Origin of the sequence: Bradyrhizobium sp. DOA9, assembly GCF_000617845.2 — a bacterium.
Lineage (GTDB): Bacteria > Pseudomonadota > Alphaproteobacteria > Rhizobiales > Xanthobacteraceae > Bradyrhizobium.
Map to the genome: position 1 here is coordinate 4,247,578 of NZ_DF820425.1, position 24,273 is coordinate 4,271,850.

Annotated in this window: 26 protein-coding genes; 18 read left to right on the plus strand and 8 right to left on the minus strand. The window is 64.8% G+C overall.

Annotated features, from left to right (window positions below):
• The 4 genes from BDOA9_RS19670 to BDOA9_RS19685 are packed head-to-tail and all read left to right on the plus strand — an operon-like array spanning window position 1 to window position 2,921.
• Window positions 1-690, plus strand: a complete 690-nt coding sequence (locus BDOA9_RS19670; RefSeq protein WP_025035678.1) for a Fe2+-dependent dioxygenase — start codon at window positions 1-3, stop codon at window positions 688-690.
• Window positions 687-1,637, plus strand: coding sequence for a tonB-system energizer ExbB (gene exbB, locus BDOA9_RS19675; protein WP_025035679.1), 951 nt, complete (start codon window positions 687-689; stop codon window positions 1,635-1,637). Before BDOA9_RS19670 ends, exbB begins: the two co-directional genes overlap by 4 nt.
• Window positions 1,638-1,640: 3 nt before the next feature.
• Window positions 1,641-2,096 (plus strand): TonB system transport protein ExbD, encoded by a 456-nt coding sequence (gene exbD / locus BDOA9_RS19680; protein ID WP_025035680.1) that lies wholly within the window; start codon window positions 1,641-1,643, stop codon window positions 2,094-2,096.
• Window positions 2,097-2,108: 12 nt separating this feature from the next.
• The gene (locus tag BDOA9_RS19685; RefSeq protein WP_025035681.1) at window positions 2,109-2,921 is read left to right on the plus strand and encodes an energy transducer TonB family protein; all 813 of its coding nucleotides are present in this window, start codon (window positions 2,109-2,111) and stop codon (window positions 2,919-2,921) included.
• Here BDOA9_RS19685 and BDOA9_RS19690 read toward each other — a convergent pair.
• The 7 genes from BDOA9_RS19690 to BDOA9_RS19720 all read right to left on the minus strand — a co-directional run bounded on the left by BDOA9_RS19690 (window position 2,909) and on the right by BDOA9_RS19720 (window position 9,314).
• The gene (locus tag BDOA9_RS19690) at window positions 2,909-3,331 is read right to left on the minus strand and encodes a hypothetical protein (protein WP_025035682.1); all 423 of its coding nucleotides are present in this window, start codon (window positions 3,329-3,331) and stop codon (window positions 2,909-2,911) included. The genes BDOA9_RS19685 and BDOA9_RS19690 overlap by 13 nt on opposite strands.
• Before the next feature lie 62 nt (window positions 3,332-3,393).
• Complete coding sequence (locus tag BDOA9_RS19695; RefSeq protein WP_025035683.1) at window positions 3,394-4,074, minus strand: site-2 protease family protein; 681 nt, start codon at window positions 4,072-4,074, stop codon at window positions 3,394-3,396.
• A gap of 155 nt (window positions 4,075-4,229) precedes the next feature.
• Entirely contained in the window at window positions 4,230-4,622 is a 393-nt protein-coding gene (locus BDOA9_RS19700) for a GFA family protein (RefSeq protein ID WP_025035684.1), read from the minus strand.
• Window positions 4,623-4,629: 7 nt separating this feature from the next.
• The gene (locus BDOA9_RS19705) at window positions 4,630-5,376 is read right to left on the minus strand and encodes an SDR family NAD(P)-dependent oxidoreductase (RefSeq protein ID WP_025035685.1); all 747 of its coding nucleotides are present in this window, start codon (window positions 5,374-5,376) and stop codon (window positions 4,630-4,632) included.
• An 18-nt stretch (window positions 5,377-5,394) separates the two neighbouring features.
• Window positions 5,395-6,126 (minus strand): SDR family oxidoreductase, encoded by a 732-nt coding sequence (locus tag BDOA9_RS19710; protein WP_025035686.1) that lies wholly within the window; start codon window positions 6,124-6,126, stop codon window positions 5,395-5,397.
• Window positions 6,127-6,260: 134 nt separating this feature from the next.
• Window positions 6,261-8,090, minus strand: a complete 1,830-nt coding sequence (locus BDOA9_RS19715; protein WP_025035687.1) for an IlvD/Edd family dehydratase — start codon at window positions 8,088-8,090, stop codon at window positions 6,261-6,263.
• A 123-nt stretch (window positions 8,091-8,213) separates the two neighbouring features.
• Entirely contained in the window at window positions 8,214-9,314 is a 1,101-nt protein-coding gene (locus BDOA9_RS19720) for a LacI family DNA-binding transcriptional regulator (protein WP_025035688.1), read from the minus strand.
• Window positions 9,315-9,515: 201 nt separating this feature from the next.
• Between BDOA9_RS19720 and BDOA9_RS19725 the strand changes: the two genes are divergently transcribed.
• The 14 genes from BDOA9_RS19725 to BDOA9_RS19790 all read left to right on the plus strand — a co-directional run bounded on the left by BDOA9_RS19725 (window position 9,516) and on the right by BDOA9_RS19790 (window position 22,351).
• The gene (locus BDOA9_RS19725) at window positions 9,516-10,583 is read left to right on the plus strand and encodes an ABC transporter ATP-binding protein (protein ID WP_025035689.1); all 1,068 of its coding nucleotides are present in this window, start codon (window positions 9,516-9,518) and stop codon (window positions 10,581-10,583) included.
• A gap of 67 nt (window positions 10,584-10,650) precedes the next feature.
• Window positions 10,651-11,970 carry an ABC transporter substrate-binding protein gene (locus tag BDOA9_RS19730; protein WP_025035690.1) on the plus strand — a complete coding sequence of 440 codons (1,320 nt, stop codon included), beginning with the start codon at window positions 10,651-10,653 and terminating at the stop codon, window positions 11,968-11,970.
• A 100-nt stretch (window positions 11,971-12,070) separates the two neighbouring features.
• Window positions 12,071-12,988, plus strand: coding sequence for a carbohydrate ABC transporter permease (locus BDOA9_RS19735; RefSeq protein ID WP_445291826.1), 918 nt, complete (start codon window positions 12,071-12,073; stop codon window positions 12,986-12,988).
• Window positions 12,981-13,907, plus strand: a complete 927-nt coding sequence (locus tag BDOA9_RS19740) for a carbohydrate ABC transporter permease (protein WP_025035692.1) — start codon at window positions 12,981-12,983, stop codon at window positions 13,905-13,907. Before BDOA9_RS19735 ends, BDOA9_RS19740 begins: the two co-directional genes overlap by 8 nt.
• A 67-nt stretch (window positions 13,908-13,974) precedes the next feature.
• Entirely contained in the window at window positions 13,975-14,961 is a 987-nt protein-coding gene (denD, locus tag BDOA9_RS19745) for a D-erythronate dehydrogenase (RefSeq protein WP_025035693.1), read from the plus strand.
• A 24-nt stretch (window positions 14,962-14,985) separates the two neighbouring features.
• On the plus strand, window positions 14,986-15,960 hold the full coding sequence (locus tag BDOA9_RS19750) for a sugar kinase (RefSeq protein WP_025035694.1): 975 nt from the start codon (window positions 14,986-14,988) through the stop codon (window positions 15,958-15,960).
• A gap of 25 nt (window positions 15,961-15,985) precedes the next feature.
• On the plus strand, window positions 15,986-16,636 hold the full coding sequence (eda, locus tag BDOA9_RS19755) for a bifunctional 4-hydroxy-2-oxoglutarate aldolase/2-dehydro-3-deoxy-phosphogluconate aldolase (RefSeq protein ID WP_042336256.1): 651 nt from the start codon (window positions 15,986-15,988) through the stop codon (window positions 16,634-16,636).
• 60 nt (window positions 16,637-16,696) lie between these two features.
• Window positions 16,697-17,866 (plus strand): acetyl-CoA acetyltransferase, encoded by a 1,170-nt coding sequence (locus tag BDOA9_RS19760; RefSeq protein ID WP_025035695.1) that lies wholly within the window; start codon window positions 16,697-16,699, stop codon window positions 17,864-17,866.
• 117 nt (window positions 17,867-17,983) lie between these two features.
• Entirely contained in the window at window positions 17,984-18,190 is a 207-nt protein-coding gene (locus tag BDOA9_RS19765; RefSeq protein ID WP_025035696.1) for a hypothetical protein, read from the plus strand.
• A gap of 124 nt (window positions 18,191-18,314) precedes the next feature.
• On the plus strand, window positions 18,315-19,523 hold the full coding sequence (locus BDOA9_RS19770) for a CaiB/BaiF CoA transferase family protein (protein ID WP_025035697.1): 1,209 nt from the start codon (window positions 18,315-18,317) through the stop codon (window positions 19,521-19,523).
• Entirely contained in the window at window positions 19,520-20,656 is a 1,137-nt protein-coding gene (locus tag BDOA9_RS19775) for a thiolase family protein (protein ID WP_025035698.1), read from the plus strand. Before BDOA9_RS19770 ends, BDOA9_RS19775 begins: the two co-directional genes overlap by 4 nt.
• On the plus strand, window positions 20,653-21,012 hold the full coding sequence (locus BDOA9_RS19780; RefSeq protein WP_025035699.1) for a Zn-ribbon domain-containing OB-fold protein: 360 nt from the start codon (window positions 20,653-20,655) through the stop codon (window positions 21,010-21,012). Before BDOA9_RS19775 ends, BDOA9_RS19780 begins: the two co-directional genes overlap by 4 nt.
• Window positions 21,013-21,495: 483 nt before the next feature.
• The gene (locus BDOA9_RS19785) at window positions 21,496-22,023 is read left to right on the plus strand and encodes a carboxymuconolactone decarboxylase family protein (RefSeq protein ID WP_025035700.1); all 528 of its coding nucleotides are present in this window, start codon (window positions 21,496-21,498) and stop codon (window positions 22,021-22,023) included.
• A gap of 25 nt (window positions 22,024-22,048) precedes the next feature.
• Window positions 22,049-22,351 (plus strand): nucleoside triphosphate pyrophosphohydrolase family protein, encoded by a 303-nt coding sequence (locus BDOA9_RS19790; protein WP_025035701.1) that lies wholly within the window; start codon window positions 22,049-22,051, stop codon window positions 22,349-22,351.
• Between the two features lie 60 nt (window positions 22,352-22,411).
• On the opposite strand, the gene glsA is transcribed toward BDOA9_RS19790, so the two are convergent.
• Window positions 22,412-24,259, minus strand: coding sequence for a glutaminase A (gene glsA, locus BDOA9_RS19795; RefSeq protein WP_025035702.1), 1,848 nt, complete (start codon window positions 24,257-24,259; stop codon window positions 22,412-22,414).
• Window positions 24,260-24,273 lie beyond the last annotated feature (14 nt).

Genomic DNA, 24,273 nt, shown 5'->3' on the forward strand with positions numbered 1-24,273 from the left:
ATGTTGACGTGCCTGCCTGGCGTTCTCAGCAAGGATGATGTGGCGGATTTCCGCCGCATCATGGACGCCAGCGATTGGGAGGATGGCCGCTCCACCGCCGGAGCGCAGTCGGCGATGGTCAAGCGCAACGAACAGCTGCCACCGGACAGCGAGGTCGCGCGAAAACTCGGCAATCGCGTCATCTCGGCGCTGACCTCGAACCCGCGCTTCATCGCGGCGGCGATCCCGCTTCAAATCTTCCCGCCGCTGTTCAACCGCTATGCGGCGAGCAGCGGCCACCATTTCGGCCTGCACGTCGACAATGCGATCCGAGGCGACCGCCTGACCGGCCTTCGCATCCGCACAGACTTGTCGATCACGCTGTTCCTCGCCGAACCGGAGGAGTACGACGGTGGCGAACTTGTGATCGAGGACACCTATGGCTCGCACGAGGTCAAGTTGCCGGCCGGGGACTGCGTGCTCTATCCTTCGACCAGCCTGCATCTCGTCACGCCCGTGACCAGGGGAACGCGGGTTGCGTCTTTCTTCTGGCTTCAGAGCATGATACGGGACGATCAAGCCCGGAGCATGATCTTTGACCTCGACACCGCGATACAGGCGTTGGTGGAACGGCTCGGGCGTGACGATCCCGAAACGGTCAAATTGACGGGTATCTATCACAATCTCATTCGCTACTGGGCCGAAGTATGAAGACCATGTCGTTCCAAGCAAGCCTTGCCGCAGCCTTGATGCTGGCGTCCGCCTGGCTCGCATCTCCTGTTTCCGCCCAGACACCGAGCCCGCCGGCACCGAGCCAATCGACCGCTCAGCCGTCCGCGGCCGGAACCGTTTCCCCGGCAACCACGCCGGCTGCGCCTGTGGCCTCGACGGCTCCCGCCGTTGCCGGCGCCGCCCCTGTGGCCGCCAATCTCGCGAGTGCGAAGCCCGAGGCGGCCATCGCGCCGGCCATGAAGGAATTGTCGCCCTGGGTGATGTTCATGTCGGCGGACGTCATCGTGAAGGCGGTGATGATCGGGCTCGCCTTCGCTTCGCTGATGACGTGGACCGTCTTCATCGCCAAGTCGATCGAGCTGTCGGTCGCCTCCGGCAAGCTGCGTTCGGCGTTGAAGAAGATTGCGGAGGCGCGCTCGCTTGCCGAAGCGCAGATGGCGCTCGGCACCAAGGAAGGCATCCTGCCGTCGTTCCTGGCGGCGGCGCTGCGCGAAGCGCGGATGTCGGCCGGCCTCTCCAGCGATGCCGGCATCAAGGAGCGCGCGGCCTCCAGCTTTGCCGAGATCGTGCGCGCGGAGCAGCGGCGCATCCGGATCGGCATGGGCGTGCTCGCGACCATCGGCTCGACCTCGCCCTTCGTCGGCCTGTTCGGCACGGTCTGGGGCATCATGAACAGCTTCATCGGCATCTCGAAGTCGCAGACCACGAATCTCGCCGTGGTCGCGCCGGGCATCGCCGAGGCGCTGCTCGCCACCGCGATCGGTCTCGTCGCCGCCATTCCCGCCGTCATCATCTACAACCACTTCTCGCGCGTGACGAAGGGCTATCTCGAGCTCGTCAGCCGCGCCTCGGGGGCTGCAGGGCGGCTGCTGTCGCGCGATCTCGACCGCAGCCACGGCGGCGCGCATTCGCGCGCGGCGGAGTAGACCATGGCCGTTTCGCTCGCAGACAACGACGACGACGACGATTTCTCGGAAACGCATGACATCAACGTCACGCCGTTCATCGACGTCATCCTGGTGCTGCTGATCATCTTCATGGTCGCCGCGCCGCTGTCCACCGTCGACCTGCCGATCGACCTGCCGACCTCGAGTGCGACGCCGCAGAAGAAGCCGGACAAGCCGACCTATCTCAGCATCAAGCCCGATCTGACGCTCGCGATTGGGGAGAACCCCGTTCACCGGGCCGAGTTGATCGGGACCCTCGATGGCCTTTCCGACATGAGCAAGGACAAGTATGTTTTCCTGCGCGCCGATCGCTCGGTGCCGTATGGCGAGTTGATGGGCGTGATGGAGCTGTTGCGCTCGGGCGGCTATACGCGGGTCAAGCTGGTCGCGCTGGAAGGCGCGCCGGGGGCTCCTGCGGCCGGCGCCGCCCAGCCTTAAGAAGACGGAACGATGGCGGACGAACCGAGACCATCCCGGAAGCTCTGGATCCTGGCGGCTGTGGCCGCGCTCGCGCTCCATCTCGGTGGTGCTGCGCTCGCGCTGGCGCATTTGCGCGCCGACGACGACGGCGATGGTCTCGGCGCGGCCGGTGCGGAGTTCGCGGTCGAGATGGCTTCGCCCAAGGTCCCCGATACCGATCTGCCGCCTGGGCCTGACAGCGAAGCGATGCAAGAGCAGCAGGCGCTTCCCGAGCAGAAGGCCGAGACCAAGGAGACCGAGCTTCCGAAGGATCAGGCGCAGGAGGTCGAGGATCCCGACCGCGTCGTGACCGAGAACAACACGAAGAAGCCAACGGAAGACGATCCGAAGATTCAGGCCGTCGAAACACCCGCGGCCGAGGCATCGCCGAAGTCGGTTGCAAGTGCGCGGCAGACGCTCGACGAGGACGCGCGCGAAGCCGAGAAGGCGCTGGCACCGGTTCTGGGGCTTGGCAAGGACATCCTGAAAATCACGGCCGACTGGAACCGCAAGATCAGCGCGCATCTCGCGGCTCACAAGGTCAATCCGGAGGGCAAGCAGCCCAATAACCAGAAGGTCAAGGTGAGCTTTGCGATCAACCGGAAAGGCAACGTGCTGTCGGTCGATGTCGCGGAATCGTCGGGAGATGCAGCCTACGATGCTGCGGCGGTGTCGATCGTCCGCAAGTCCGATCCGATCCCGCAGCCGCCTGCCGGACTGACCGACGACCGCTTCGAACGGACCGTGGACATCATCTTCACGCCGCCGGATTCCAAGAAGAAGAAGACGGTTCAGCGCCAGTAGAGCCGGATCCCGACATAGACCACGACCAGGCAGGCGAAGATCAGCGCCACGGGGAGGGGGCGTTTCTGGGCTCCGCTGGCCGCGCCCGTCCCGAAGAAACCGGCGCTTTTCGGCTTCGGCGCCGGGCGCCGAAAGGCGGTAACATTGTCCGCCGCCGGCTCGGCCTGGCGGGGACGGACGTCGGGTGGCGTTCCGGTGCCGCCCATCTCGACGTAATAGGCCTTGTAGATCGCACCGATGGTGGCCTCGGTGGCCTCGCCCTCGCTCATCTGCGCCAGCAGGTTCTTGTAGCTGCTCAGGAACTCCTGGGCCTCCGGAGGCAGCGCGGACGCCCCGTTGAGCTTGGCCATCATCTTCCAGGTGGCGAAATCGGCGCGGGCTCGGGTGTCGGCGCGTCGCGCGATCAGCATATCGGCAGCTTTGACCAAGTCGGCCTCTGGCCCTTCGGCATGGGTTCGGATGTCAGGTTCAACTACGCGTTGCCGGTCAGGAAGAGAACAGCCTGAATCACATAACCGGTCAACGTCCGCAGTATTGCTGAAATAACATCAAGATTTAGACCTAACTGCGAGCCCGCCAGCGGCAGCAGGATCAAGAGCCCGATCAGGATCAACATACCGAACGGCTCGAGCCGGGCCAGCGGCAAGGCGAGCGCTCGCGGCAGCAGCCCGACCGCAACGCGGCCGCCGTCCAGCGGCGGGATCGGCATCATGTTGAAGACCGCCAGGATGGCGTTGATGATGAGCGCATTCTTGAGATTGTCGGCAACCCATTTCGCCGAGCTTGCGGGCACCAAGGGCATCGCATGGAAGGCGGCGGCCGCGGCCAGCGCCAGCAGGATGTTTGTGACGGGCCCGGCGAGCGCCACCCAGACCATGTCGAGCCTGGGGTTGTTGAGCTTGCGGAAGTTCACCGGCACCGGCTTGGCATAGCCGAACAAGAAGGGCGAATGCGCGAACAGCAGCATCGCCGGCAGGATCAGGGTGCCGAACGGGTCGATATGCCTGATGGGATTGAAGCTGACCCGGCCGAGCTGCGAGGCCGTGTTGTCCCCGAGCCGGTTCGCGACGAAGGCGTGCGCGGCCTCATGGAAGGTGATGGCGAGGACGAGGGGGAGCACCCATACCGAGAGGTCATAGACAGAAATGTTCACAGCTCATCCATTTCGGTTCGCTAGCTAGCGGCCTTGCAGCCGTCCCAGCCAAACCGGCGTGCAGCAAACGCTTCGGCTCAACATAGGGTGGCCGGTTCCGGAATGCCACGGTGCAGATGGATTGCCTCGGCCTGCCGTCGTGCAGTCGAGCAAATTCACGCCGGGATTGTCCCCGGATATTGCACCAAGCCGTCGTCGAGCTTCAACCAGGCGAGCTTTTCCGACACCCAGATGTGCTCGGTCGGCGCGAAGGCGTTGCGATCATCGAAAGTGGCCAGCGCAATACCCGCCAGCGTGCCGTTGCGGCGCCAGGCGAACAGCCGCGTGCCGCAGCGCTTGCAGAACACCCGGTCGATATTCTCCGAGGAGGCGTAGCGGGCGGTCTCGCCCTCGACGCTGAGCGCGCGCTGGTCGAACTGGGCGCGGGCAAAATAGGGCGAGCCCATCGCCTTCTGGCAGATGCGGCAATGGCAGATGCGGACGTTGAGCGGCTCGCCCTCCGCCTTGAACCGCACCGCGCCGCACAGGCAGCCGCCTTCCCGGATCATGATGTCCTCAATAGGTTGCGCGTCCGCCCGAGATGTCGAACACGGCGCCGGTGGAGAAGGCACAATCCTCGGAGGCGAGCCAGCTCACCATCGCGGCAAGCTCTTCCACCAGCACGAAGCGGCCTTTCGGGATCTTCGCCAGCATGAAGTCGATATGCTGCTGCGTCATCTGGTCGAAGATCGCGGTCTTTGCGGCCGCCGGGGTCACCGCGTTGACGAGGATGTCGTGGGCGGCAAGCTCCTTGCCGAGCGACTTCGTCAGCGCGATCAGGCCGGCCTTGGAGGCCGAATAATGCGCTGCGTTCGGGTTGCCTTCCTTGCCGGCAATCGAGGCGATGTTCACGATCCGCCCGTATTTCTGCTTGAGCATTTCGGGCACGATCGCCTTGCTGACGATGAAGGGGCCGTCTAGGTTGATGCGCAGCACCTTGCGCCATTCCTCGAGGTCGGTCTCCCAGACCGGCTTGTTGACGCCGGCGATGCCGGCGTTGTTGACGAGGATGTCGATCTTGCCGAAGGCGGCCAGCGTCGCATCGCGCGCCTGCTCGACCGCCGCCGTGTCGGTGACGTCGACCTTGAAGACTTTGGTCTCGCCGCCGATCTCCTTTGCGGTCTTCTCCGCCATCGCGGCGTCGAAGTCCCAGATCGCGACCTTGGCGCCGGAGGCGACGAAGCGCTCGGTGATGGCGCGGCCAAAGCCTTGCGCGCCGCCGGTGACGATGGCGATGCGGCCGTTGAGATCGATCTTGTTCATGCCGGAGGCCTTCTCGCGTCAGAGCATGTAGCCGCCGTCGACGACGAGATCGACGCCGGTGGTGAAGGCGCTCTCGTCGCTGCCGAGATAGACCGCCATCGCGGCGATCTCCTCGGCGGTGCCGAGCCGGCCCATCTTCTGGCGGGAGATGAACATCTCCTTGCCCTGCGGGCCCTGGGCTGCGGCGCGGTCGAGCATCGACGGCGTCTCGACCGTGCCGGGACAGATCGCGTTGCAGCGGATGCCCTTGGTGATGAAGTCGAGCGCGACCGCGCGGGACAGCAGCGACACCGCCGCCTTCGACGAGCTGTAGACGTAGCGGTTCGCCGGCGGCCGCAAGGCCGCGCAGGACGAGATGTTGACGATGCTACCGCCGCCGCCCGCGATCATGTCGGGCAGGAAGGCCTTGATGGTCCGGTGCATCGACTTGACGTTGAGGTCGAACGAGAAGTCGAAATCCTCTTCCGAGCATTCCAGGATGGTGCCGTGGTGCACGAAGCCCGCCGCGTTGAGCAGGATGTCGATCTTGCCGACGCGTTTTGCAAAAGCGTTGACGTCGGCGGTGTTGCGCACATCGAGCTTTGCGACCTCAGTGATGCCTTCCTTGGTCAGATCAGCGATGCCGGCCTCGTTGATGTCGGTGGCGATCACGGTTGCGCCCTCACGCGCGAATGCGATGGCGCAGGCGCGCCCGATGCCTGCTGCCGCTGCCGTGACGACGGCGCGCTTGCCCTTGAGGCGGTTGGCCATTTTGTTTTTCTCCTCACCTTGAATGTGTCTATCGGCTCGTCATTGCGAGGAGCACTTGCGACGAAGCAATCCAGACTGTCTCCGCGGAGATATCTCTGGATTGCTTCGCTTTGCTCGCAATGACGGTATGGCTGTCAGTGATTATCCCGCGCCACACCGAACGTGCCGGCGACGTTCTGGTACCGCGTGGCGAGCTCCATGCAGGCGCCGGTCGATTGCTGGCCGACGGTATTGCGATAGATCTCCTGCCACGGCGTCTGGTTCGGCGGATGCTTGAAGCCGCCACTGGCCTTGAGCTCGGCGTGGCGCTTCTTCAGCTCCTCGTCCGAGATCAGGATGTTGGCGCTGCCCTTGTTGAGGTCGATGCGCACCTTGTCGCCGGTCTTGAGGATGGCAAGCCCGCCATTGGCGGCGGCTTCCGGCGAGGCGTTCAGGATCGAGGGCGAGCCCGAGGTGCCTGACTGGCGGCCGTCGCCGATGCAGGGCAGGGACAGGATGCCGCGCTTGATCAGCGCCGCCGGCGGCTGCATGTTCACGACCTCGGCACCGCCGGGGTAGCCGATCGGACCGGTGCCGCGGATGAACAGCACGCAGCGCTCGTCGATATCGAGCGAGGGATCGTCGATCCGCTCGTGATAATCCTCCGGCCCCTCGAACACGATGGCGCGGCCCTCGAAGGCATTGAGATCCTTCGGGTTGCTGAGATAGCGGTCGCGGAATTCCTTGGAGATCACTGAAGTCTTCATGATCGCGGAATCGAACAGATTGCCCTTCAGCACCAGGAAGCCGGCGTCCTTCACCAGCGGCTTGTCGTAAGCCCAGATCACGTCGTTATCGGGTGCGGGCGCGTTCTTGCAGTTTTCGCCGATGCCGCGGCCGTTGACCGTGACGGCGTCCTCGTGGATGCGCTTGTGCTTCATCAATTCGCGCACCACGGCGGGCACGCCGCCGGCGCGGTGGAATTCCTCGCCGAGATAGAAGCCGGCCGGCTGCATGTTGACCAACAGCGGCACGTCGTGGCCGAACTTCTGCCAGTCCTCGATCGTGAGCTCGACCCCGATGTGGCGGGCGAGCGCGTTGATGTGGATCGGCGCGTTGGTCGAGCCGCCGATCGCCGAATTGATCACGATGCAGTTCTCGAACGCCTTGCGGGTCAGGATGTCCGAGGGCTTCAAATCCTCCCAGACCATCTCGACGATGCGTTTTCCGGTCTCGTAGGCTATCTGGCCGCGCTCGCGATACGGCGCCGGGATCGCCGCGCAGCCCGGCAGCGAGAAGCCGAGCGCTTCGGCAAGCCCGTTCATGGTCGAGGCCGTGCCCATGGTGTTGCAATGGCCGACCGAGGGCGCCGAGGAGGCCACGATCTCCATGAACTCCTCGTAGTCGATCTCGCCGGCGGCGAGCCGCTCGCGCGATTTCCAGACGATGGTGCCGGAGCCGGTGCGCTCGCCATTGTGCCAGCCGTTCAGCATCGGGCCGCCCGACAGCACGATCGCAGGCAGGTTCACCGTCGCGGCCGCCATCATGCAGGCCGGCGTGGTCTTGTCGCAGCCGGTGGTCAGCACCACGCCGTCGAGCGGATAGCCGTAGAGAATCTCGACCAGGCCGAGATAGGCGAGGTTACGATCGAGCGCCGCGGTCGGGCGCTTGCCTGTCTCCTGAATGGGATGGGTCGGGAATTCCATCGCGATGCCGCCGGCCTCGCGGATGCCTTCGCGGACGCGGTGCGCGAGTTCGAGATGATGGCGGTTGCAGGGGGACAAGTCGTTGCCGGTCTGGGCGATGCCGATGATCGGCTTGCCGGATTGCAGCTCGGCGCGGGTGAGGCCGTAATTCAGGTAACGCTCCATATAGAGCGCGGTCATGCCCGGATTATGCGGGTTGTTGAACCATTCCTGCGAGCGAAGATGGCGGCGGGTCCCGTTGCTGCCGGCGGCATGCCCGTTGGTTGGTTTCTTTGTCATTGGTTTCTCCTGCAATGCAAACGCGACTACCGTCCGTCTCATGGTGTCGGCATGTGCGGTGCCCAACGGCGCGCGCAATGATCTGCCTTCCCGCTGGCGGGTCGTTTCCTCACGATTCCGATACTAGTCGGGGCTGCTTGGTAACGCTATCATTTTGTTCGCCGCGGCCGCGCCTGATACGGCTGGCCTGCTGTCCGAACGTCGTCCCGACGAGCTTTGCCGCTCGATCACCTTGAAGCCGAGATCGAGCACCGGTTGCTCCGGGCGCCGGCCCTCGATCGCGTTGATCAGCATGGTGGCGGCCGTCTTCCCCATCTCGTAGCGATTGGTGCGGACGCTGGTGAGGGTGGGGACGGCGGAGGCCATAAATTCGAGGTCGTTGAAGCCGACGATCGCGATCTGCCCGGGAACTGCGATCTCCCGGCGCCGGCATTCGAACAGCACGCCGAGCGCGAGGTCGTCATTGGCGCAGAACACCGCATCGATGTCGGGCTCGCGCGCCAGCAGATCGGTGAACAGGGCGCCGCCGAGCGTCACCGAGGTCGGCGTCGCCGTCGTGACCACCAGGCGCTGGTCGAACGATCCGGCATCCTTCATGGCCGCGACATATCCGTCCAGCCGCCGCTGCACCCTGGGATCCATCCGCGCGCCGACGAAGCCGATCTTGCGGTGACCTTGCTCGAACAGGTGCGCGATCGCCGCGCGCGCCGCATCATAGTGCGAAAAGCCGATCATCATGTCGACGGGGTCAGGGCCGATCTCCATGATCTGCACGATCGGGCAGTCCGCGGCCTGAAGCATCGCGCGGGACTCCGCGGTCTGGTCGATGCCGGTGACGATCAGCCCGGCCGGCTTCTGCGCCAGAAACAGGCGCAGCAACCTCTCTTCCTGGAGGATGCTGTAGCGCGTGTTGGACAACTGGATCGAGTAGCGGCTGCCTTCGGAGGCGTCATAGATGCCGCGCAGCACGTCCGAGAACACGTTGTTGGTGAGCGATGGGATCAAGACACCGATGACCTCGGTGCGTTGCGAGGCCAGCGCCCGTGCGGCAAGATTGGGCACATAGCCGAGCTCCTTGGCGGCGCTCTCGACCCGCGTCCGCTTGGCGACCGACAGGGCCTCCGGATTGCGGAAAAAACGCGACGCGGTAATCGGGCTGACGCCGGCGAGCTCGGCGACTTCCGCCAGCCTGATTTTGCCTGACTTGGTGCGTTTTCGACCCATTTGGTGCTCTTAACACAGTCAGTCCCGCAAACAAAGGAACGTTGACAGCGCTACCAGCAACGACTAACCAAAGACAAATTGCCAAAACCGCACAAACTACCGACAATGTCGCCCGCTAAGCTCGGGCTTCGTTCGGTGAAGTCCGAAAAACAAGACGGTCGCGGCGCGCAAGGCGCTGTGGACTTTCGAGGAGGGAGCTAGATGTCGTCTGTGCAAATCCGCGACGTGCGGAAATCGTTCGGCAATTTTGAAGTCCTGCACGGCGTCACGATTCCGATCGAGGACGGTCAGTTCGTCGTCCTGGTCGGCCCCTCCGGCTGCGGCAAGTCGACGCTTCTGCGCATGCTCGCGGGCCTCGAGAACATCACCTCCGGCACGATCTCGATCGGCGATCGCGTCGTCAACAATGTCCAGCCCAAGGAGCGGGACATTGCGATGGTGTTCCAGAACTACGCGCTCTATCCGCACATGACGGTCGCCGACAACATGGGCTTCTCGCTCAAGCTGCGGAATGCCAGCTCGGACGAGATCAACAAGCGCGTCAAGCGCGCCGCCGAGATCCTCGCGCTGTCGCCGCTGCTCGACCGCTATCCGCGCCAGCTCTCCGGCGGCCAGCGCCAGCGCGTCGCGATGGGCCGCGCCATCGTGCGCGATCCGCAGGTCTTCCTGTTCGACGAGCCGTTGTCGAATCTCGACGCCAAGTTGCGCGTCGCCATGCGCACCGAGATCAAGGAGCTGCATCAGCGGTTGAAGACGACGACGGTCTACGTCACCCACGACCAGATCGAGGCCATGACCATGGCCGACAAGATCGTCGTCATGCATGACGGCATCGTCGAGCAGATGGGCACCCCGCTCGAGCTGTACGACAAGCCCGATAACCAGTTCGTCGCCGGCTTCATCGGCTCGCCCGCGATGAACTTCCTGAAAGGCCATGTGCGCGTCAACGGCGTTGCGACCTTCGAAGGGCCGAACGGCGTCAAGCTGCCGCTCAAGACCGCACCGGCCAATTCCGACGGCCGTCCTGCGGTCTACGGCGTGCGGCCGGAGCACTTCACCATCGCGGACGACGGCGCCGAGGCCGAGATCATCGTGGTCGAGCCGACCGGCTCGGAGACGCAGGTGTTCGCCAAGGTCGGCGGCGAGCAGGTCGTCGCGGTCTTCCGCGAGCGTCACCAGTTCAATCCGGGCGACAAGGTGCGGCTGAAGCCCGACCCGTCGCTGGTCCATTTGTTCGACGATGCGACGGGCAAGCGCATGAACGCCTAGCGCATCAGACGACAAGGCATAAGGCGACAAGCCATCAGACGACAAAAAGCATCACAGGGAGGACAACATGCAAGACTTTACCCGCCGGTCTCTGCTTCAAGGCGGAACCGCTTTGGCTGCAACCGGCATGCTGACGGGGCCGGCACTGTTCGACTTCGCCAAGGCCTGGGCGCAGAGCGCGCCCTGGAAGGCCGAGCCCGGCGCCAAGCTGACCGTGATGCGCTGGAAGCGCTTCGTGCCGGCCGAGGACGATGCGTTCAACGCGATGGTGGCGGCGTTCAAGGCCGCGACCGGCACCGAGATGAACACCTTCAGCGAGTCCTTCGAGGACGTGCAGCCGAAGGCCTCGGTTGCGGCCAACACCGGCTCCGGCCTCGATCTCGCCTGGGGCCTGCACACGCTGCCGCAGCTGTTCCCGACCAAAGTGCTGAAGATGAACGATGTCGCCGACTATCTCGGCAACAAATACGGCGGCTGGACCGATGCGGCGGCCAAGACCTGCAAGCTCGGCAACGACTGGCTCGGCATTCCCGTTGCGACCAACGGCGGTTACATGACCTACCGCAAGTCGGCGCTCGACAAGGCCGGATTCAAGGAATTCCCGAAGGACTTCCCCGGCTTCCTCGAGATGTGCAAGGCGCTCAAGGCCAACAACACCCCGGCCGGCTTCGCGCTCGGTCACGCCTCGGGCGACGGTAATTCCTGGTTGCACTGGGTGCTGTGGGGCCACGGCGCCTACACGGTCGACCAGAACGACAAGATCGTGATCAATTCGCCGGAGACGGCGAAGGCGCTGGAATATTGCAAGGCGCTGTACGACAGCTTCATTCCGGGCACGGCGTCCTGGAACGATTCCTCGAACAACAAGGCGTACCTCGCCGGCGAGCTCTATTGCACGGCGAACGGCATCTCGATCTACGTCGCTGCCAAGACCGATGCCAGCAAGAAGGAGCTTACCGAGGACACCTATCACGCGCTCTGGCCGGTCGGTCCGGTCGGCAAGCCGACCGAGCTGCAGCTGGCGCTGCCGATCCTCGCCTTCAACTTCACCAAATATCCGAATGCGGCAAAGGCCTTCGTCGCCTTCATGCTGGAGAAGGAGAACTACGAGAAGTGGCTGGCCGGCGCGCAGGGTTATCTGACGCAGACCTTGAACGCCTATGAATCGGCCCCGATCTGGACGGCCGATCCCAAGAACGCCGTGTTCTCGCAGGCCTCCAAGCGCACACTGCCGGCGTCCGGCATCGGCACCGTCGGCGAGAAGGCGGCAACCGCGATCGCCGACTTCATCGTCGTCGACATGTTCGCCAATTACTGCACTGGCGCCAAGGATGCGAAGGGCGCGATGGCGGAAGCCGAGCGCCAGCTGAAGCGCATCTATCGCTGAGGGTCACGGGGCGGGCGGCCATCCGGCCGCCCGCCCTTCAACATTTCGATCAGGGATATCGGGCATGGCTGATGTCGCAATTCCCCGGGCCAAGCCTCAGATGACCGAGGCTGGCGCCTGGGCCCAGCTCAAACACAATCGCAACTGGCTCGGCTTCTGGTTCATGGTGCCGGCCATGGTGTTCCTGATCTTCTTCCTGGCCTATCCGCTCGGGCTCGGCATCTGGCTGTCCTTCACGGACACGCGCATCGGCAGGGTCGGACACTTCATCGCCTTCGAGAACTACGAGTGGCTGTGGGACGATTCCATCTTCTGGCTGTCGGTGTTCAACACGCTGCTCTACACCTTCGTCGCCAGCGCCATCAAGTTCGGCATCGGCCTTTACCTCGCGCTGCTGCTCAACGAGCACATGCCGTTCAAGGCGATGCTGCGCGCGATGGTGCTCATCCCCTTCATCGTGCCGACGGTGCTCTCCGCGCTCGCCTTCTGGTGGATTTTCGACTCGCAATTCTCGATCATCTCCTGGTCGCTGAAGCATCTCGGCCTGATCAACCAGAACATCAACTTCCTCGGCGACACGACCTGGGCGCGCATCTGCGTGATCTTCGCCAATATCTGGCGCGGCGTGCCGTTCGTGGCGATCACGCTGCTCGCAGGGCTGCAGACCGTCTCGCCCTCGCTCTATGAGGCGGCGACGCTCGACGGCGCCACGCGCTGGCAGAATTTCCGCTACATCACCTATCCGCTGCTGACGCCGATCATCGCCGTCGTGATGACCTTCTCCGTGCTCTTCACCTTCACCGACTTCCAGCTGATCTGGGCGATGACGCGTGGCGGCCCGGTCAACGCTACCCACCTGATGGCGACCCTGTCCTATCAGCGCGCGATCATCGCCGGGCAGCTCGGCGAGGGCGCCGCGATCTCCAGCGCGATGATCCCGTTCCTGCTGGCCGCGATCATGGTCTCGTGGTTCGGATTGCAGCGCCGGAAGTGGCAGCAGGGAGAGAGCAATGACTGACCTGCCCACCAGATCCATCGATCTCAAGAATGTGCTGTCGGGCTCGGCGCCTACGGCCGATCACAGCGAGGGCATGAGCTATCTGCAGTCGGTGCCGCGCAGGCTCGTGACGCTGTACCTGCCGCTCACGATCATCGTCGTCGTCCTGCTGTTCCCGTTCTACTGGATGGCGCTGACCTCGGTGAAGCCCGACGAGCAGCTGCTCGACCTCGACAAGTACAATCCGTTCTGGACCTGGAATCCGACCTTCAAGCACTTCCACAAGCTGCTGTTCGAGAGCTACTATCCCTATTGGCTCTGGAACACGATGTATGTGGCGATCTGCGCCACGGTGCTCTCGATCATCGCCTCGGTGTTCGCCGCCTACGCCATCGTGCGCTTGCGTTACAAGGGCGCCAATCTCGTCGGCGGCCTGATCTTCCTCGCCTATCTGGTGCCGCCGTCGATCCTGTTCATTCCGCTCGCCACGGTCGTGTACCAGTACGGCCTGTTCGATTCGCCGCTGGCCCTGATCCTGACCTATCCGACCATCCTGATCCCGTTCTCGACCTGGCTGTTGATGGGCTATTTCAAGACCATCCCGTTCGAGCTCGAGGAATGCGCGCTGATCGACGGGGCGAGCCGCTGGCAGATCCTGGTCAAAATCGTGGTGCCGCTGGCCATTCCCGGCCTGATCTCGGCCTTCATCTTCTGCTTCACGCTGTGCTGGAACGAGTTCATCTACGCCCTGACGTTCCTGCAATCGACCAGCAACAAGACGGTGCCGGTCGCAATCGTGAACGAGTTCGTGGACGGCGACATCTACCGCTGGGGCTCACTGATGGCGGGCGCGCTGGCCGGCTCGCTGCCGCTCGTGATCCTTTACGCCTTCTTCGTGGAGCATTATGTGTCGGCGATGACCGGCGCCGTGAAGGAGTGATCGCGGGGCTTGCCGAGGGCGCGTCAGGAGCGGCGCGCTTCGGCCAATAAAATGAGGAGTTGAGCTCTTGCACATTCTGGTTCTCGGCGCCGCCGGCATGGTCGGCCGCAAACTCTGTGAACGGCTGCTCCGCGACGGCCGGCTCGGCAAGAGCGACATCACGAAATTGACCATGCACGACGTGGTCGAGCCCAACAAGCCGGAGATAGCCGGCTTCCCGGTCGAGACCGTTTCGGGCGATTTCGCCGTCCCGGGCGCCGCCGAGAAGCTGATCGCCGGCCGCCCCGACGTGATCTTCCATCTCGCCGCGATCGTCTCCGGCGAGGCCGAGCTCGATTTCGACAAGGGCTATCGCATCAATCTCGACGGCACCCGGATGCTGCTCGATGCGATCCGCCTTGCGGGCGGCGGCTACAAGCCGCGCGTGGTGTTCACGTCCTCGATCGCAGTGTTCGGCGCGCCGTTTCCCGATGCGATCGGCGACGAGTTCTTCCATACCCCGCTGCTCAGCTACGGCACCCAGAAGGCGATCGGCGAGCTCCTGCTCGCCGACTATTCCCGCCGCGGCTTCCTCGACGGCATCGGCATCCGCCTGCCGACCATCTGCATCCGGCCGGGCCTGCCCAACAAGGCGGCCTCGGGCTTCTTCTCCAACATCCTGCGCGAGCCGCTGGCCGGCAAGGAAGCAATCCTCCCGGTCTCCGAGGACGTCCGCCACTGGCACGCGACGCCGCGCTCGGCCGTCGGCTTCCTGCTCCACGCCGGCACCATGGATCTCGCGGCCGTCGGGCCGCGCCGAAACCTGACCATGCCCGGCCTGTCGGCAACGGTCGGCGAGCAGATCGCCGCCTTGAAGCGGGTTGCGGGCGAGAAGGTCGCCGCGCGCATCAAGCGCGAGCCCGATCCCTTCATCGTCGGGATCGTCGGCGGCTGGCCGCGCAATTTCGACGCGAGGCGGTCGCGCGAGCTCGGCTTCACCACCGCCGAGAAGACCTTCGACGATATCATCCGCATTCACATCGAAGACGAGCTCGGCGGCAATTTCGTCGCCTGACCTCCGACTGAGCGGGTCCTGATGATGGCGAGCGTTGCTTGCATCGGCGAATGCATGGTCGAGCTCCGGCAGGCCCAGGGCGGCGCGTCTGCCGGGCAGGGGCAGGGCGGCGGCCTGTACTCGCGCAGTTTCGGCGGTGACACCCTCAACACCGCCGTGTATCTGGCGCGGCTGGACGTCAAGGTCGACTATTTCACCGCGCTCGGCGACGACGCGCTAAGCGACGAGATGATCGCCGCCTGGAACGCGGAGAACGTTGGCACGCGGCGCGTCGTGCGCCTGCCGGGCAAGCTGCCCGGCCTCTACATGATCCAGACGGATGCAAAGGGCGAGCGCCAGTTCTTCCACTGGCGGGACAACTCTGCCGCGCGCCAGCTGATGAGCCTGCCGGAGACGGACGAGCTGCTCAACTCGTTGATGAGCTACGACATCGTCTACCTCTCCGCGATCACGCTCTCGATCTACGATGCGCCCGGGCGCGAGCGTCTGTTCGCCGCGATCAAGCGCGCGCGCCTGCTCGGCACCCGGTTCGTGTTCGACACCAATTTCCGCGCGCGCGGCTGGCCGGACCGCGATATCGCGCGGGAGGTGTTTACAACCGCCTTCGCGATCGCCGACATCGTGCTGACCTCGACCGAGGACCTGCTCGCGCTCTGGCCCGGCGAAAGTCACGAGCAACTGATGGCGCGCATCCCCACCCCGGAGCTGGTGTTCCGTCTGCCCGAGCCGGTGAGCCTGTTGCGCTATCCCGGCGGCGCCAGCGAGGTCCGCGCCGAGCCCATGACCAAGCCGGTGGTCGATACCACCGCCGCCGGCGACAGCTTCGCCGCCGCCTATATCGCGGCCCGGCTCGCCGGCGCTGAGCCGGTCGAAGCAGCCCTATCAGGGCATCGCCTCGCCAGCCTCGTGATCTGCTATCCCGGCGCCATCATTCCGGGCTATGCCATGCCGCCGAAGAAGCGGCACCGGCCGGCGGCCTCCCGCCAGGCCGCCAAGTAAACAGCGACCACATGAATCGAGACCTATGACCACTTCTGCCCAACAGAACCACCTCGTCGCGCTGTTCAAAGCCGCGACCGTCATTCCCGTGCTCACCATCGAGCGCATCCAGGATGCGGTGCCGCTGGCGCGCGCGCTGGTTGCCGGCGGTGTCCGCACGCTGGAGGTGACCCTGCGGACATCAGTTGCGATCGAGGCGGCGCGCGCAGTGATGACCGAGGTGCCCGAGGCGGTCGTCGGCATCGGCACCATTCTCAATCCGGCCGACTTCAGCCGGGTCGAAAGGCTCGGCGTCGCGTTCGGCATCAGTCCGGGCCTGACCCCGGATCTGCTCAAGGCGGCGACCGACAGCTCCTTGCCGTTCGCGCCGGGCATTGCCACGGCCTCCGAGCTGATGATGGCGCTGTCCTACGGCTTCGACGTCGCAAAGTTCTTCCCGGCGGAGCAGGCCGGCGGCATCAAGGGCCTGCGCGCCCTCGGCGGGCCGTTCCCGAACGTGCGGTTCTGCCCGACCGGCGGGGTGGGCGAGGCCAATGCCGCGACCTGGCTGGCCGAACCCAATGTCGTTGCGGTCGGCGGGTCCTGGCTGTGCCCGACGGCGGAGATCCGGGCCGGGAACTGGGCCGGCATAACTGCCATCTGCGAGCGGACCCTCAAGGCGCTGAAAGCCGCGTGAAGTCTTGCCATCCCTGGGCTAAGACTTAGCTCAGGACTAGACCTGCAGGGAGAGACGACCATGACCGCCAGCATCGTCGGATGGGCGCATACGCCGTTCGGCAAGTTCGACACCGAAACCGTCGAAAGCCTCGTCACCCGCGTCGCCAACGAGGCGATGGCCGATGCCGGCATTTCGGCCTCCGATGTCGACGAGATCGTGCTCGGCCATTTCAATGCCGGCTTCTCGCCGCAGGATTTTACCGCCTCCCTGGTGCTTCAGGCCGATCCGAAGCTGCGCTTCAAGCCGGCGACCCGCGTCGAGAATGCCTGCGCGACCGGCTCGGCCGCCGTCCATCAGGGCCTGCGTGCGATTGCCGCAGGCGCCGCCAAGATCGTCCTGGTCGTCGGCGTGGAGCAGATGACCCGCACGCCGGGGCCCGAGATCGGCAAGAACCTGCTCAAGGCGTCCTACCTGCCCGAGGACGGCGACACCGTCGGCGGCTTCGCCGGGGTATTCGGCAAGATCGCCAGCTCCTACTTCCAGAAATACGGCGACCAGTCCGACGCGCTGGCGCTGATCGCGGCCAAGAACCACAAGAACGGCGTCGCCAATCCCTTCGCCCAGATGCGCAAGGACTTTGGCTTCGACTTCTGCCGCGCCGAGAGCGAGAAGAACCCTTACGTCGCCGGTCCCCTGAAGCGCACCGACTGCTCGCTGGTCTCCGACGGCGCCGCCGCCCTGGTGCTGGCCGATGCCGAGACGGCAAAGGGCATGAGCAAGTCGATCGGCTTCCGTGCCACTGCGCACGCCCAGGACTTCCTGCCGATGAGCAAGCGCGACATCCTGCAGTTCGAGGGCTGCACGGTCGCCTGGCAGCGCGCGCTGGAGAAGGCCGGTGTCACGCTGTCCGATCTCTCCTTCGTCGAGACCCATGACTGCTTCACCGTTGCCGAGCTGATCGAGTACGAAGCGATGGGCCTGACGCCGAAGGGGCAGGGCGCCCGCGCCATCAAGGAAGGCTGGACGCTGAAGGACGGCAAGCTGCCGATCAATCCGTCCGGAGGCCTCAAGGCCAAGGGCCATCCGATCGGCGCCACCGGCGTCTCCATGCATGTGATGACCGCGATGCAGCTCGCGGGCCAGGCGCCCGAGGGCATGCAGCTGAAAAATGCAAAACTCGGCGGCATCTTCAACATGGGCGGTGCTGCCGTCGCCAACTACGTCTCCGTCCTGGAGCCGCTGAAGTAGTTCAGTCCTGTAGGGTGGGCAAAGGCGCCACGCGCCGTGCCCACCTTCTTTGCGTTAGATCATGGTGGGCCCGCGCGGCCCCATTAATGCTCTGATTGGTTTGCAGGGAAATGCATCATGGGCACTGACTACGAAGACTCGCTGTCGATGGACGCGTTGAACGATCGTATCGCGATCCTCGAGGACAATATCCGCCAGCTCATCGAGCAGGCCGCTGCCGCCTCGGGCGAGCAGAACGAGTCGCGCATCGCCGACCGGATCAGCCAGCAGAACGAGGAGCTCGACCGGCTCCTGAAGATCCGGGAATCCCGCCAGAAGAAATAGCGGACGATGTTGCCCCGCGGCGCATGCCGCCATACGCCGCCCGCCCTTGCGCGAGCGGCGGCACTGCCGTTAGCTGGACTGAAATCGCGAGGGCATTTGAGCCCCGCGTAATCGGGAGCAAGCGATGGGGCCGCTGAAGGGCATCAAGGTCATCGACATGACCACCGTGCTGATGGGGCCCTATGCGACCCAGATGCTCGGCGATTACGGTGCCGATGTCATCAAGGTGGAATCGCTGGACGGCGACGTCACCCGCCTGATCGGTCCGATGCGTCACGCCGGCATGGGTCCGGTGTTCCTCAACACCAACCGCAGCAAGCGCTCGATCTGCCTCGATCTGAAGAAGCCGGCGGGGCGCGAAGCCGTGTTGCGGCTTTTGAAGGACGCAGACGTCCTTGTCTATAACGTCCGCCCACAGGCCATGGCGCGGCTGCAGCTCGGCTACGACGTCGTCTCCGCCATCAACCCGCGCCTGGTCTATGCCGGCGTGTTCGGCTTCGGCCAGGACGGGCCCTATGCCGCAAAGCCCGCTTACGACGATCTGATCCAGGGCGCGACCGCGTTGCCGGCGCTGATGGCGCAGACCGGCGACGGCGTGCCGCGCTATGTGCCGAACGCGCTGGTGGATCGTATCGTCGGCCTCACCGCAGTCGGCGCGATCTGCGCCAGCCTGGTGCACCGCGACCGCACCGGCCGCGGCCAGCGCGTCGATATCCCGATGTTCGAGACCATGGCCGGCTTCGTCATGGGCGATCACATGGGCGGGCTCACCTTCGAGCCGCCGCTCGACAAGGGCGGCTATGCCCGCCATCTCTCGCGCGACCGCAGGCCTTACAAGACCTCGGACGGCTATCTCAGCGTCATCGTCTACAACGACAAGCAGTGGGAGAACTTCTTCAAGGCCACGGGGCGCGACGACCTGCGCGCCGATCCCAAATTCGCGACCTTCGCCGGCCGCGCCGCCAATATCAATGAGGTCTACGCTGAGCTCGCGCGCATCTTCGAGACGCGGACCACGGAAGAATGGATCGACCTGCTGACGAAAGCCGACGTGCCTGTCATGCCGATGCACGACCTCGCCTCGATCTTGCATGACGAGCATCTGGAAGCGACCGGGTTCTTTCCGGTCGTGACCCATCCGACCGAAGGTCCGATCCGCAGCATGAAGGTGACGGCGACCTGGTCCGAGACCGAAGCCGAGCCGGTACGCCTGGCGCCGCGGCTCAACGAGCACGGCGCCGAGATCTTGCGCGAGATCGGCTACTCGGACGATGAGATCGCGGCGATGGTGCGCGACGGTGTCACGCGTGACGCGCCGGAGGTGAGAGCATGAGCTTCATCACCGGCGTCGGCCTGACGCCGTTCGGCAAGCACGAGGGCTCGACTTCGCTCGACTTGATGAGCAAGGCCGCGCAACTAGCCCTCGACGATGCCGGCCTCGCGCGCACCGACATCGACGGCATCCTCTGCGGCTATTCCACGGTCTCCCCGCACATCATGCTCGCGACTGTCTTCGCCGAGCATTTCGGTATCCGTCCGAGCTACGCTCACGCCGTTCAGGTCGGCGGCGCCACGGGTCTTGCGATGACGATGCTGGCGCATCACCTCGTCGCGTCAGGCGTCTGCCGCAACGTTCTGGTCGTCGCCGGCGAGAACCGCCTCACCGGGCAGAGCCGCGATGCCTCGATCCAGGCGCTGGCGCAGGTCGGCCATCCCGACTACGAGGTGCCGCTCGGCCCAACTATCCCGGCCTATTATGGCCTCGTTGCCAACCGCTACATGCACGAATACGGCGTGACCGAAGAGGACCTCGCCGAGGTCGCGGTGCTGATGCGCGCCCACGCCTGCACCCATCCCGGCGCGCAATTCCACGATCCCATCAATGTCGCCGACGTCATGGCCTCCAAGCCGGTGGCGATGCCGCTCAAGCTGCTCGATTGCTGCCCGGTCTCCGACGGCGGCGCGGCCTTCGTCGTCAGCCGCGAGCGAACCGGGGAAGCGGGCGTGCGCATCCGCGGCTGCGCCCAGGCGCACACCCATCAGCATGTCACGGCCGCGCCCGCCCTCAGCGAGCTTGGTGCCGAGATCTCCATCGCCCGCGCGAAGCAGGCCACGGGCCTGGCGATCTGCGACGTGCGTTATGCCGCGATCTACGACAGCTTCACGATCACGCTCGCGATGCTGCTGGAAGATCTCGGGCTCGCCGGCCGCGGCGAGGCGGCCGCGCGCGTGCGCGCCGGCCATTTCAGCCGCGACGGCACGATGCCGCTGAATACCCATGGCGGCCTGCTCAGCTACGGTCATTGCGGCGTCGGCGGGGCCATGGCGCATCTGGTCGAGGCGCATTTGCAGATGACGGGGCGGGCGGCGACCCGCCAGGTGCGCGATGCCTCGATTGCGCTGCTGCACGGCGACGGCGGCGTGCTGTCGTCTCACGTCAGCATGTTCCTGGAGCGGGTCAGATGAGCGAGCGACTGGCGGACTGGACCACGGGCGCAGAGGCCATCACTTACCAGACCTGTAGCTCATGCGGGCATGTACAGTATTTCTACCGCGCCTTCTGCGCGGCTTGTGGCGAATCGGATCCGCGCGAGGCACGCGCCAGCGGTAAGGGCAGGGTGTACGCGACCTCGCTGGTCTGCCGCGCGGCAACGCCCGAGACGCGCGCGCACCTGCCCTACAACATCCTGCTGGTCGATTGCGCCGAGGGTTTTCGCATGATGGCCCACGGCGAGAATGACCTCGCCATCGGCGATTCGGTCATTGCGAGCTTCAAGCCCTTTGCCGGCAAGCTGGTGCCGTTCTTCGCCAGACCGAAGTAGTGTGGATCCGTCATTCGGGGGCGGTCGTGTGACCGAGCCTGGAACGGGAATTCTGGGCTTGGCTTGTGCGAGAGCCACCCCGGAATGACGAAAACGCTCAAACTCGAACTCAACGCCCGTAGAACAAGATGCTGGCGATGACGAGCATCGCCGTCACCGCCAGCATATGCGCGAGCGCTCCCGAGGCCGCCCCCTTGGTGGCTTCCTTCATGCCGTTTTCTCCCTAGACTTGGGCGTGACTCATCGTTGCGCGGGTAGCGCACGCGACGGCCAATTGTTTGTTACTCGGAACACCCCTTGCGAGTATCCGCCGCGATCTGTCCCCACGCGGCGAATATCGACTGTGTCAGGGTCGATCAGCAATGCGGCGGCAATTTGACTCGATGATGTTGCTCCTGCGTCCGCGCGCGAATAGAGTCTTCGGGAACCTGCGCCGATGGCGACAAGAAGCATCAAAAGATCAGGGAAAACTTCAGGAAAATCATGGCCCGCATTCAGTACAGCGACCCGTCCAAGGCATCCGACCGCACCCGCGAAATCCTCGACAAGAACCGTCATGCCAACATCTTCCGGATGATGGCGCACTCGCCGAGTTACTTCGAGCAATATTGCCGTCTCGGCGGCGCGATCAGGCACAAGGGCGAGCTCGACCCCATCGTGCGGGAGCTTGCGATCACCCGCACCGGCATCCTGTGCGAGGCACCCTATGAGATCGTCGCGCACAAGCGCATCGGCAGGAATGTCGGCGTCACCGACGAGCAGAACGAAGCGCTCGAGAATTGGCAGGGCGCGTCCTGCTTCGACGAGGTGCAGCGCGCCGCGCTCGCCTTCACCGACGAGATCGTCAAGCTGAAGAAACCTACGGATGCGACCTTCAAGGCGATCGCGTCGAAGCTGACGCCGGCCGCGCTGGTCGAGCTCCAGCTCTCGGTCGGTTTCTACATCATGACGTCGAAGTTCCTGGAGACTTTCGAGATCGATCTTCAGCCCGTCACCGAAGTGGTGGGCTGATTCAAAACTTGCCGCGAGGATGCCCATGACGATCGATGAATATGCGGCCTGGGCCGCGAGCATTGCGAAAGTCGACCAGCATCCGTCCAACGAGCGGCTGTCCTACCTGGGCCTCGGCCTTGCCGGCGAAGCCGGCGAGGTCGCCGAGCACATCAAGAAGCTGCTGCGCGACGACTGGCTCGACAAGGCAGGTCTCGTCGAAGAGCTCGGCGATGTCGTCTACTACTGGGCCTGCCTGTGCGCCGCCACCGGCCAGCAGCCATCCGCGCTGCTCGATGCCAGTGCCGCCAAGATCAAGCGACGCATCAGCGAAGCGGCGAGCCGTTAGGTCAGGTGCGGACGAAGCCGTTACACCTCTCCCGACGGGGAGAGGTGAAGACCTCTGCGCTCACGTCGATGTCAGAATATCCACCTTGGCGTTGGCGACGATCAGGCGGTCGGCCAGGAGCTGGGCCAGGTTGCGCATGATGCATTCGCTGGCGCGAGGGTGCTGCCTGCGGAAGCGCTCGAAATCCTTGAGCGGCACCTCGCAAGCCGTCGCGGCCATGTCGGCGAACACGTCGGCGGAGCGGGTCTGCTCCAGCAGCGCCATCTCGCCGAACGCCATGCCGGCGGTGAGCGTCGCCAGCCTGATGCCGTCGGGCAAGGTGACGTGCACGGCCCCGCTGCGCAGGAAGTACAGGGCATCGGCGGGGTCGCCGGCCGTGAGGATCTTCGCGCCGGATTGATAGGTCCTGACGGTGCAGAGCGAGGCGAGATCCGTCAGCTCTTCCTCGCTCAGCCCGGTCAGAAGCGGCTGCTCGGCAAGCTCGGTGGTCTCGTGAAAATCGATCGAGCCGCCGTAGCGATAGACGATCTGGTCTTCGGCCCATTCGATCGCCGTATCGAGCAGATAGAAGTCGCGGACGTTCTTCAGCTCGGCGGTCCATTCCCGCAACGTATTCCATTCCTTGGAGGCGCGCCGGACGCCCGACAGAACCACCGTGACATTCAGCGCGGCCAATTCCTCGAACGCTTCCGCCACGAGGCGCGCTCCGGCGCGCGTGGTCGAGGTCACGCGGTGGAGATCGAAGATCACGAATTGCGGCCGCGGTCGTCCGGCAAGCCGGCGCGAGACGTAGTCGACCGCCGACAGCGACAGCGTGCCGACCAGCTCGATGATGCGCACCTCCTGCTGGTGGGCCGCCAGGATCTCACGCTCCTGCGGGCGGCGCACGCGGCGAGAAGGGCTCTTGCCGATGTCGTAGTCGGCGATGACGGCGTTGCGGGCATCGTCGCTGCGGTTGAGCATGTGCAGGTCGTAATGCGAGGACAGCGCTTCGCAGACCTTGATGCCGCGCACGCTGTTGCCGTGCTTGTCGAGTTTTGGCGAATAGCTGCCGAGCCCGAGGCGGGCCGGGAGCGCCGCCAGGATGCCGCCGCCGACGCCGCTCTTGGCGGGGATGCCGATGCGGTAGATCCATTCGCCGGCATAGTCGTACATGCCCGACGACGTCATCACCGACAGTGTGCGCGAGATCGCGTAGGCGCTCAGCACCTGCTCGCCGGTGACGGGATTGATGCCGCGATTGGCGAGCGTTGCCGCCATCACCGCGATGTCGCGCGCGGTCACCAGCACGGCGCATTGGCGGAAATAAACGTCGAGCACGCCGGCGACGTTGTCCGAGATCACCGCATTGGTCTTGAGCAGATAGCCGATGGCGCGGTTGCGGTCGCCGGTCTGGCTCTCGGACGCATAGACCGCCTCGTCGACAGCAAGATCGCGTCCTGCAAATCGGCTGAGCGCAAGGCGGATCTGCTCGAACGCCTCCGCGCCCTTGCTGTCGTAGATCAGCCCGGTGCAGGCGATCGCGCCGGCATTGACCATCGGGTTGAACGGATGGTTCTCGGAATTCAGCCGGATCGAGTTGAAGGGATCGCCGGAGGGCTCGACGCCAATCGCGGCTTCGACCTTGCCGGCGCCGAGCAGGTCCAGCGCCAGCGCGAACACGAAGGGCTTGGACATCGACTGGATGGTGAAGGGCACCCTGGAGTCGCCGACTTCGTAGACGTGGCCGTCGAGCGTCGCCAGGCTGATGCCGAAATAGGCAGGGTCGGCCTTGCCGAGCTCGGGAATGTAATCGGCGACATGGCCCGACGTCTCGGCGGAGAATTCGCTGATACAATTGTCCAGAAACCGCAGTAAGGGCGGCTTCGAGCGGGTCCAGGCGGTGGCGAGAGGCGAGAGCGGTTTCATCGCCTCCCTTGTGC

Coding starts and splice junctions, on each gene's coding strand:
- BDOA9_RS19790 (WP_025035701.1), top strand. CDS start 22,049: ATGACGATCGATGAATATGCGGCCTGGGCCGCGAGCATTGCGAAAGTC.
- BDOA9_RS19690 (WP_025035682.1), bottom strand. CDS start 3,331: ATGCTGATCGCGCGACGCGCCGACACCCGAGCCCGCGCCGATTTCGCC.
- exbB (WP_025035679.1), top strand. CDS start 687: ATGAAGACCATGTCGTTCCAAGCAAGCCTTGCCGCAGCCTTGATGCTG.
- BDOA9_RS19670 (WP_025035678.1), top strand. CDS start 1: ATGTTGACGTGCCTGCCTGGCGTTCTCAGCAAGGATGATGTGGCGGAT.
- BDOA9_RS19775 (WP_025035698.1), top strand. CDS start 19,520: ATGAGCTTCATCACCGGCGTCGGCCTGACGCCGTTCGGCAAGCACGAG.
- BDOA9_RS19750 (WP_025035694.1), top strand. CDS start 14,986: ATGGCGAGCGTTGCTTGCATCGGCGAATGCATGGTCGAGCTCCGGCAG.
- BDOA9_RS19700 (WP_025035684.1), bottom strand. CDS start 4,622: ATGATCCGGGAAGGCGGCTGCCTGTGCGGCGCGGTGCGGTTCAAGGCG.
- BDOA9_RS19705 (WP_025035685.1), bottom strand. CDS start 5,376: ATGAACAAGATCGATCTCAACGGCCGCATCGCCATCGTCACCGGCGGC.
- BDOA9_RS19730 (WP_025035690.1), top strand. CDS start 10,651: ATGCAAGACTTTACCCGCCGGTCTCTGCTTCAAGGCGGAACCGCTTTG.
- BDOA9_RS19785 (WP_025035700.1), top strand. CDS start 21,496: ATGGCCCGCATTCAGTACAGCGACCCGTCCAAGGCATCCGACCGCACC.
- glsA (WP_025035702.1), bottom strand. CDS start 24,259: ATGAAACCGCTCTCGCCTCTCGCCACCGCCTGGACCCGCTCGAAGCCG.
- BDOA9_RS19780 (WP_025035699.1), top strand. CDS start 20,653: ATGAGCGAGCGACTGGCGGACTGGACCACGGGCGCAGAGGCCATCACT.
- BDOA9_RS19760 (WP_025035695.1), top strand. CDS start 16,697: ATGACCGCCAGCATCGTCGGATGGGCGCATACGCCGTTCGGCAAGTTC.
- BDOA9_RS19720 (WP_025035688.1), bottom strand. CDS start 9,314: ATGGGTCGAAAACGCACCAAGTCAGGCAAAATCAGGCTGGCGGAAGTC.
- BDOA9_RS19710 (WP_025035686.1), bottom strand. CDS start 6,126: ATGGCCAACCGCCTCAAGGGCAAGCGCGCCGTCGTCACGGCAGCGGCA.
- BDOA9_RS19725 (WP_025035689.1), top strand. CDS start 9,516: ATGTCGTCTGTGCAAATCCGCGACGTGCGGAAATCGTTCGGCAATTTT.
- BDOA9_RS19715 (WP_025035687.1), bottom strand. CDS start 8,090: ATGACAAAGAAACCAACCAACGGGCATGCCGCCGGCAGCAACGGGACC.
- eda (WP_042336256.1), top strand. CDS start 15,986: ATGACCACTTCTGCCCAACAGAACCACCTCGTCGCGCTGTTCAAAGCC.
- exbD (WP_025035680.1), top strand. CDS start 1,641: ATGGCCGTTTCGCTCGCAGACAACGACGACGACGACGATTTCTCGGAA.
- BDOA9_RS19765 (WP_025035696.1), top strand. CDS start 17,984: ATGGGCACTGACTACGAAGACTCGCTGTCGATGGACGCGTTGAACGAT.
- BDOA9_RS19740 (WP_025035692.1), top strand. CDS start 12,981: ATGACTGACCTGCCCACCAGATCCATCGATCTCAAGAATGTGCTGTCG.
- BDOA9_RS19685 (WP_025035681.1), top strand. CDS start 2,109: ATGGCGGACGAACCGAGACCATCCCGGAAGCTCTGGATCCTGGCGGCT.
- BDOA9_RS19770 (WP_025035697.1), top strand. CDS start 18,315: ATGGGGCCGCTGAAGGGCATCAAGGTCATCGACATGACCACCGTGCTG.
- BDOA9_RS19735 (WP_445291826.1), top strand. CDS start 12,071: ATGACCGAGGCTGGCGCCTGGGCCCAGCTCAAACACAATCGCAACTGG.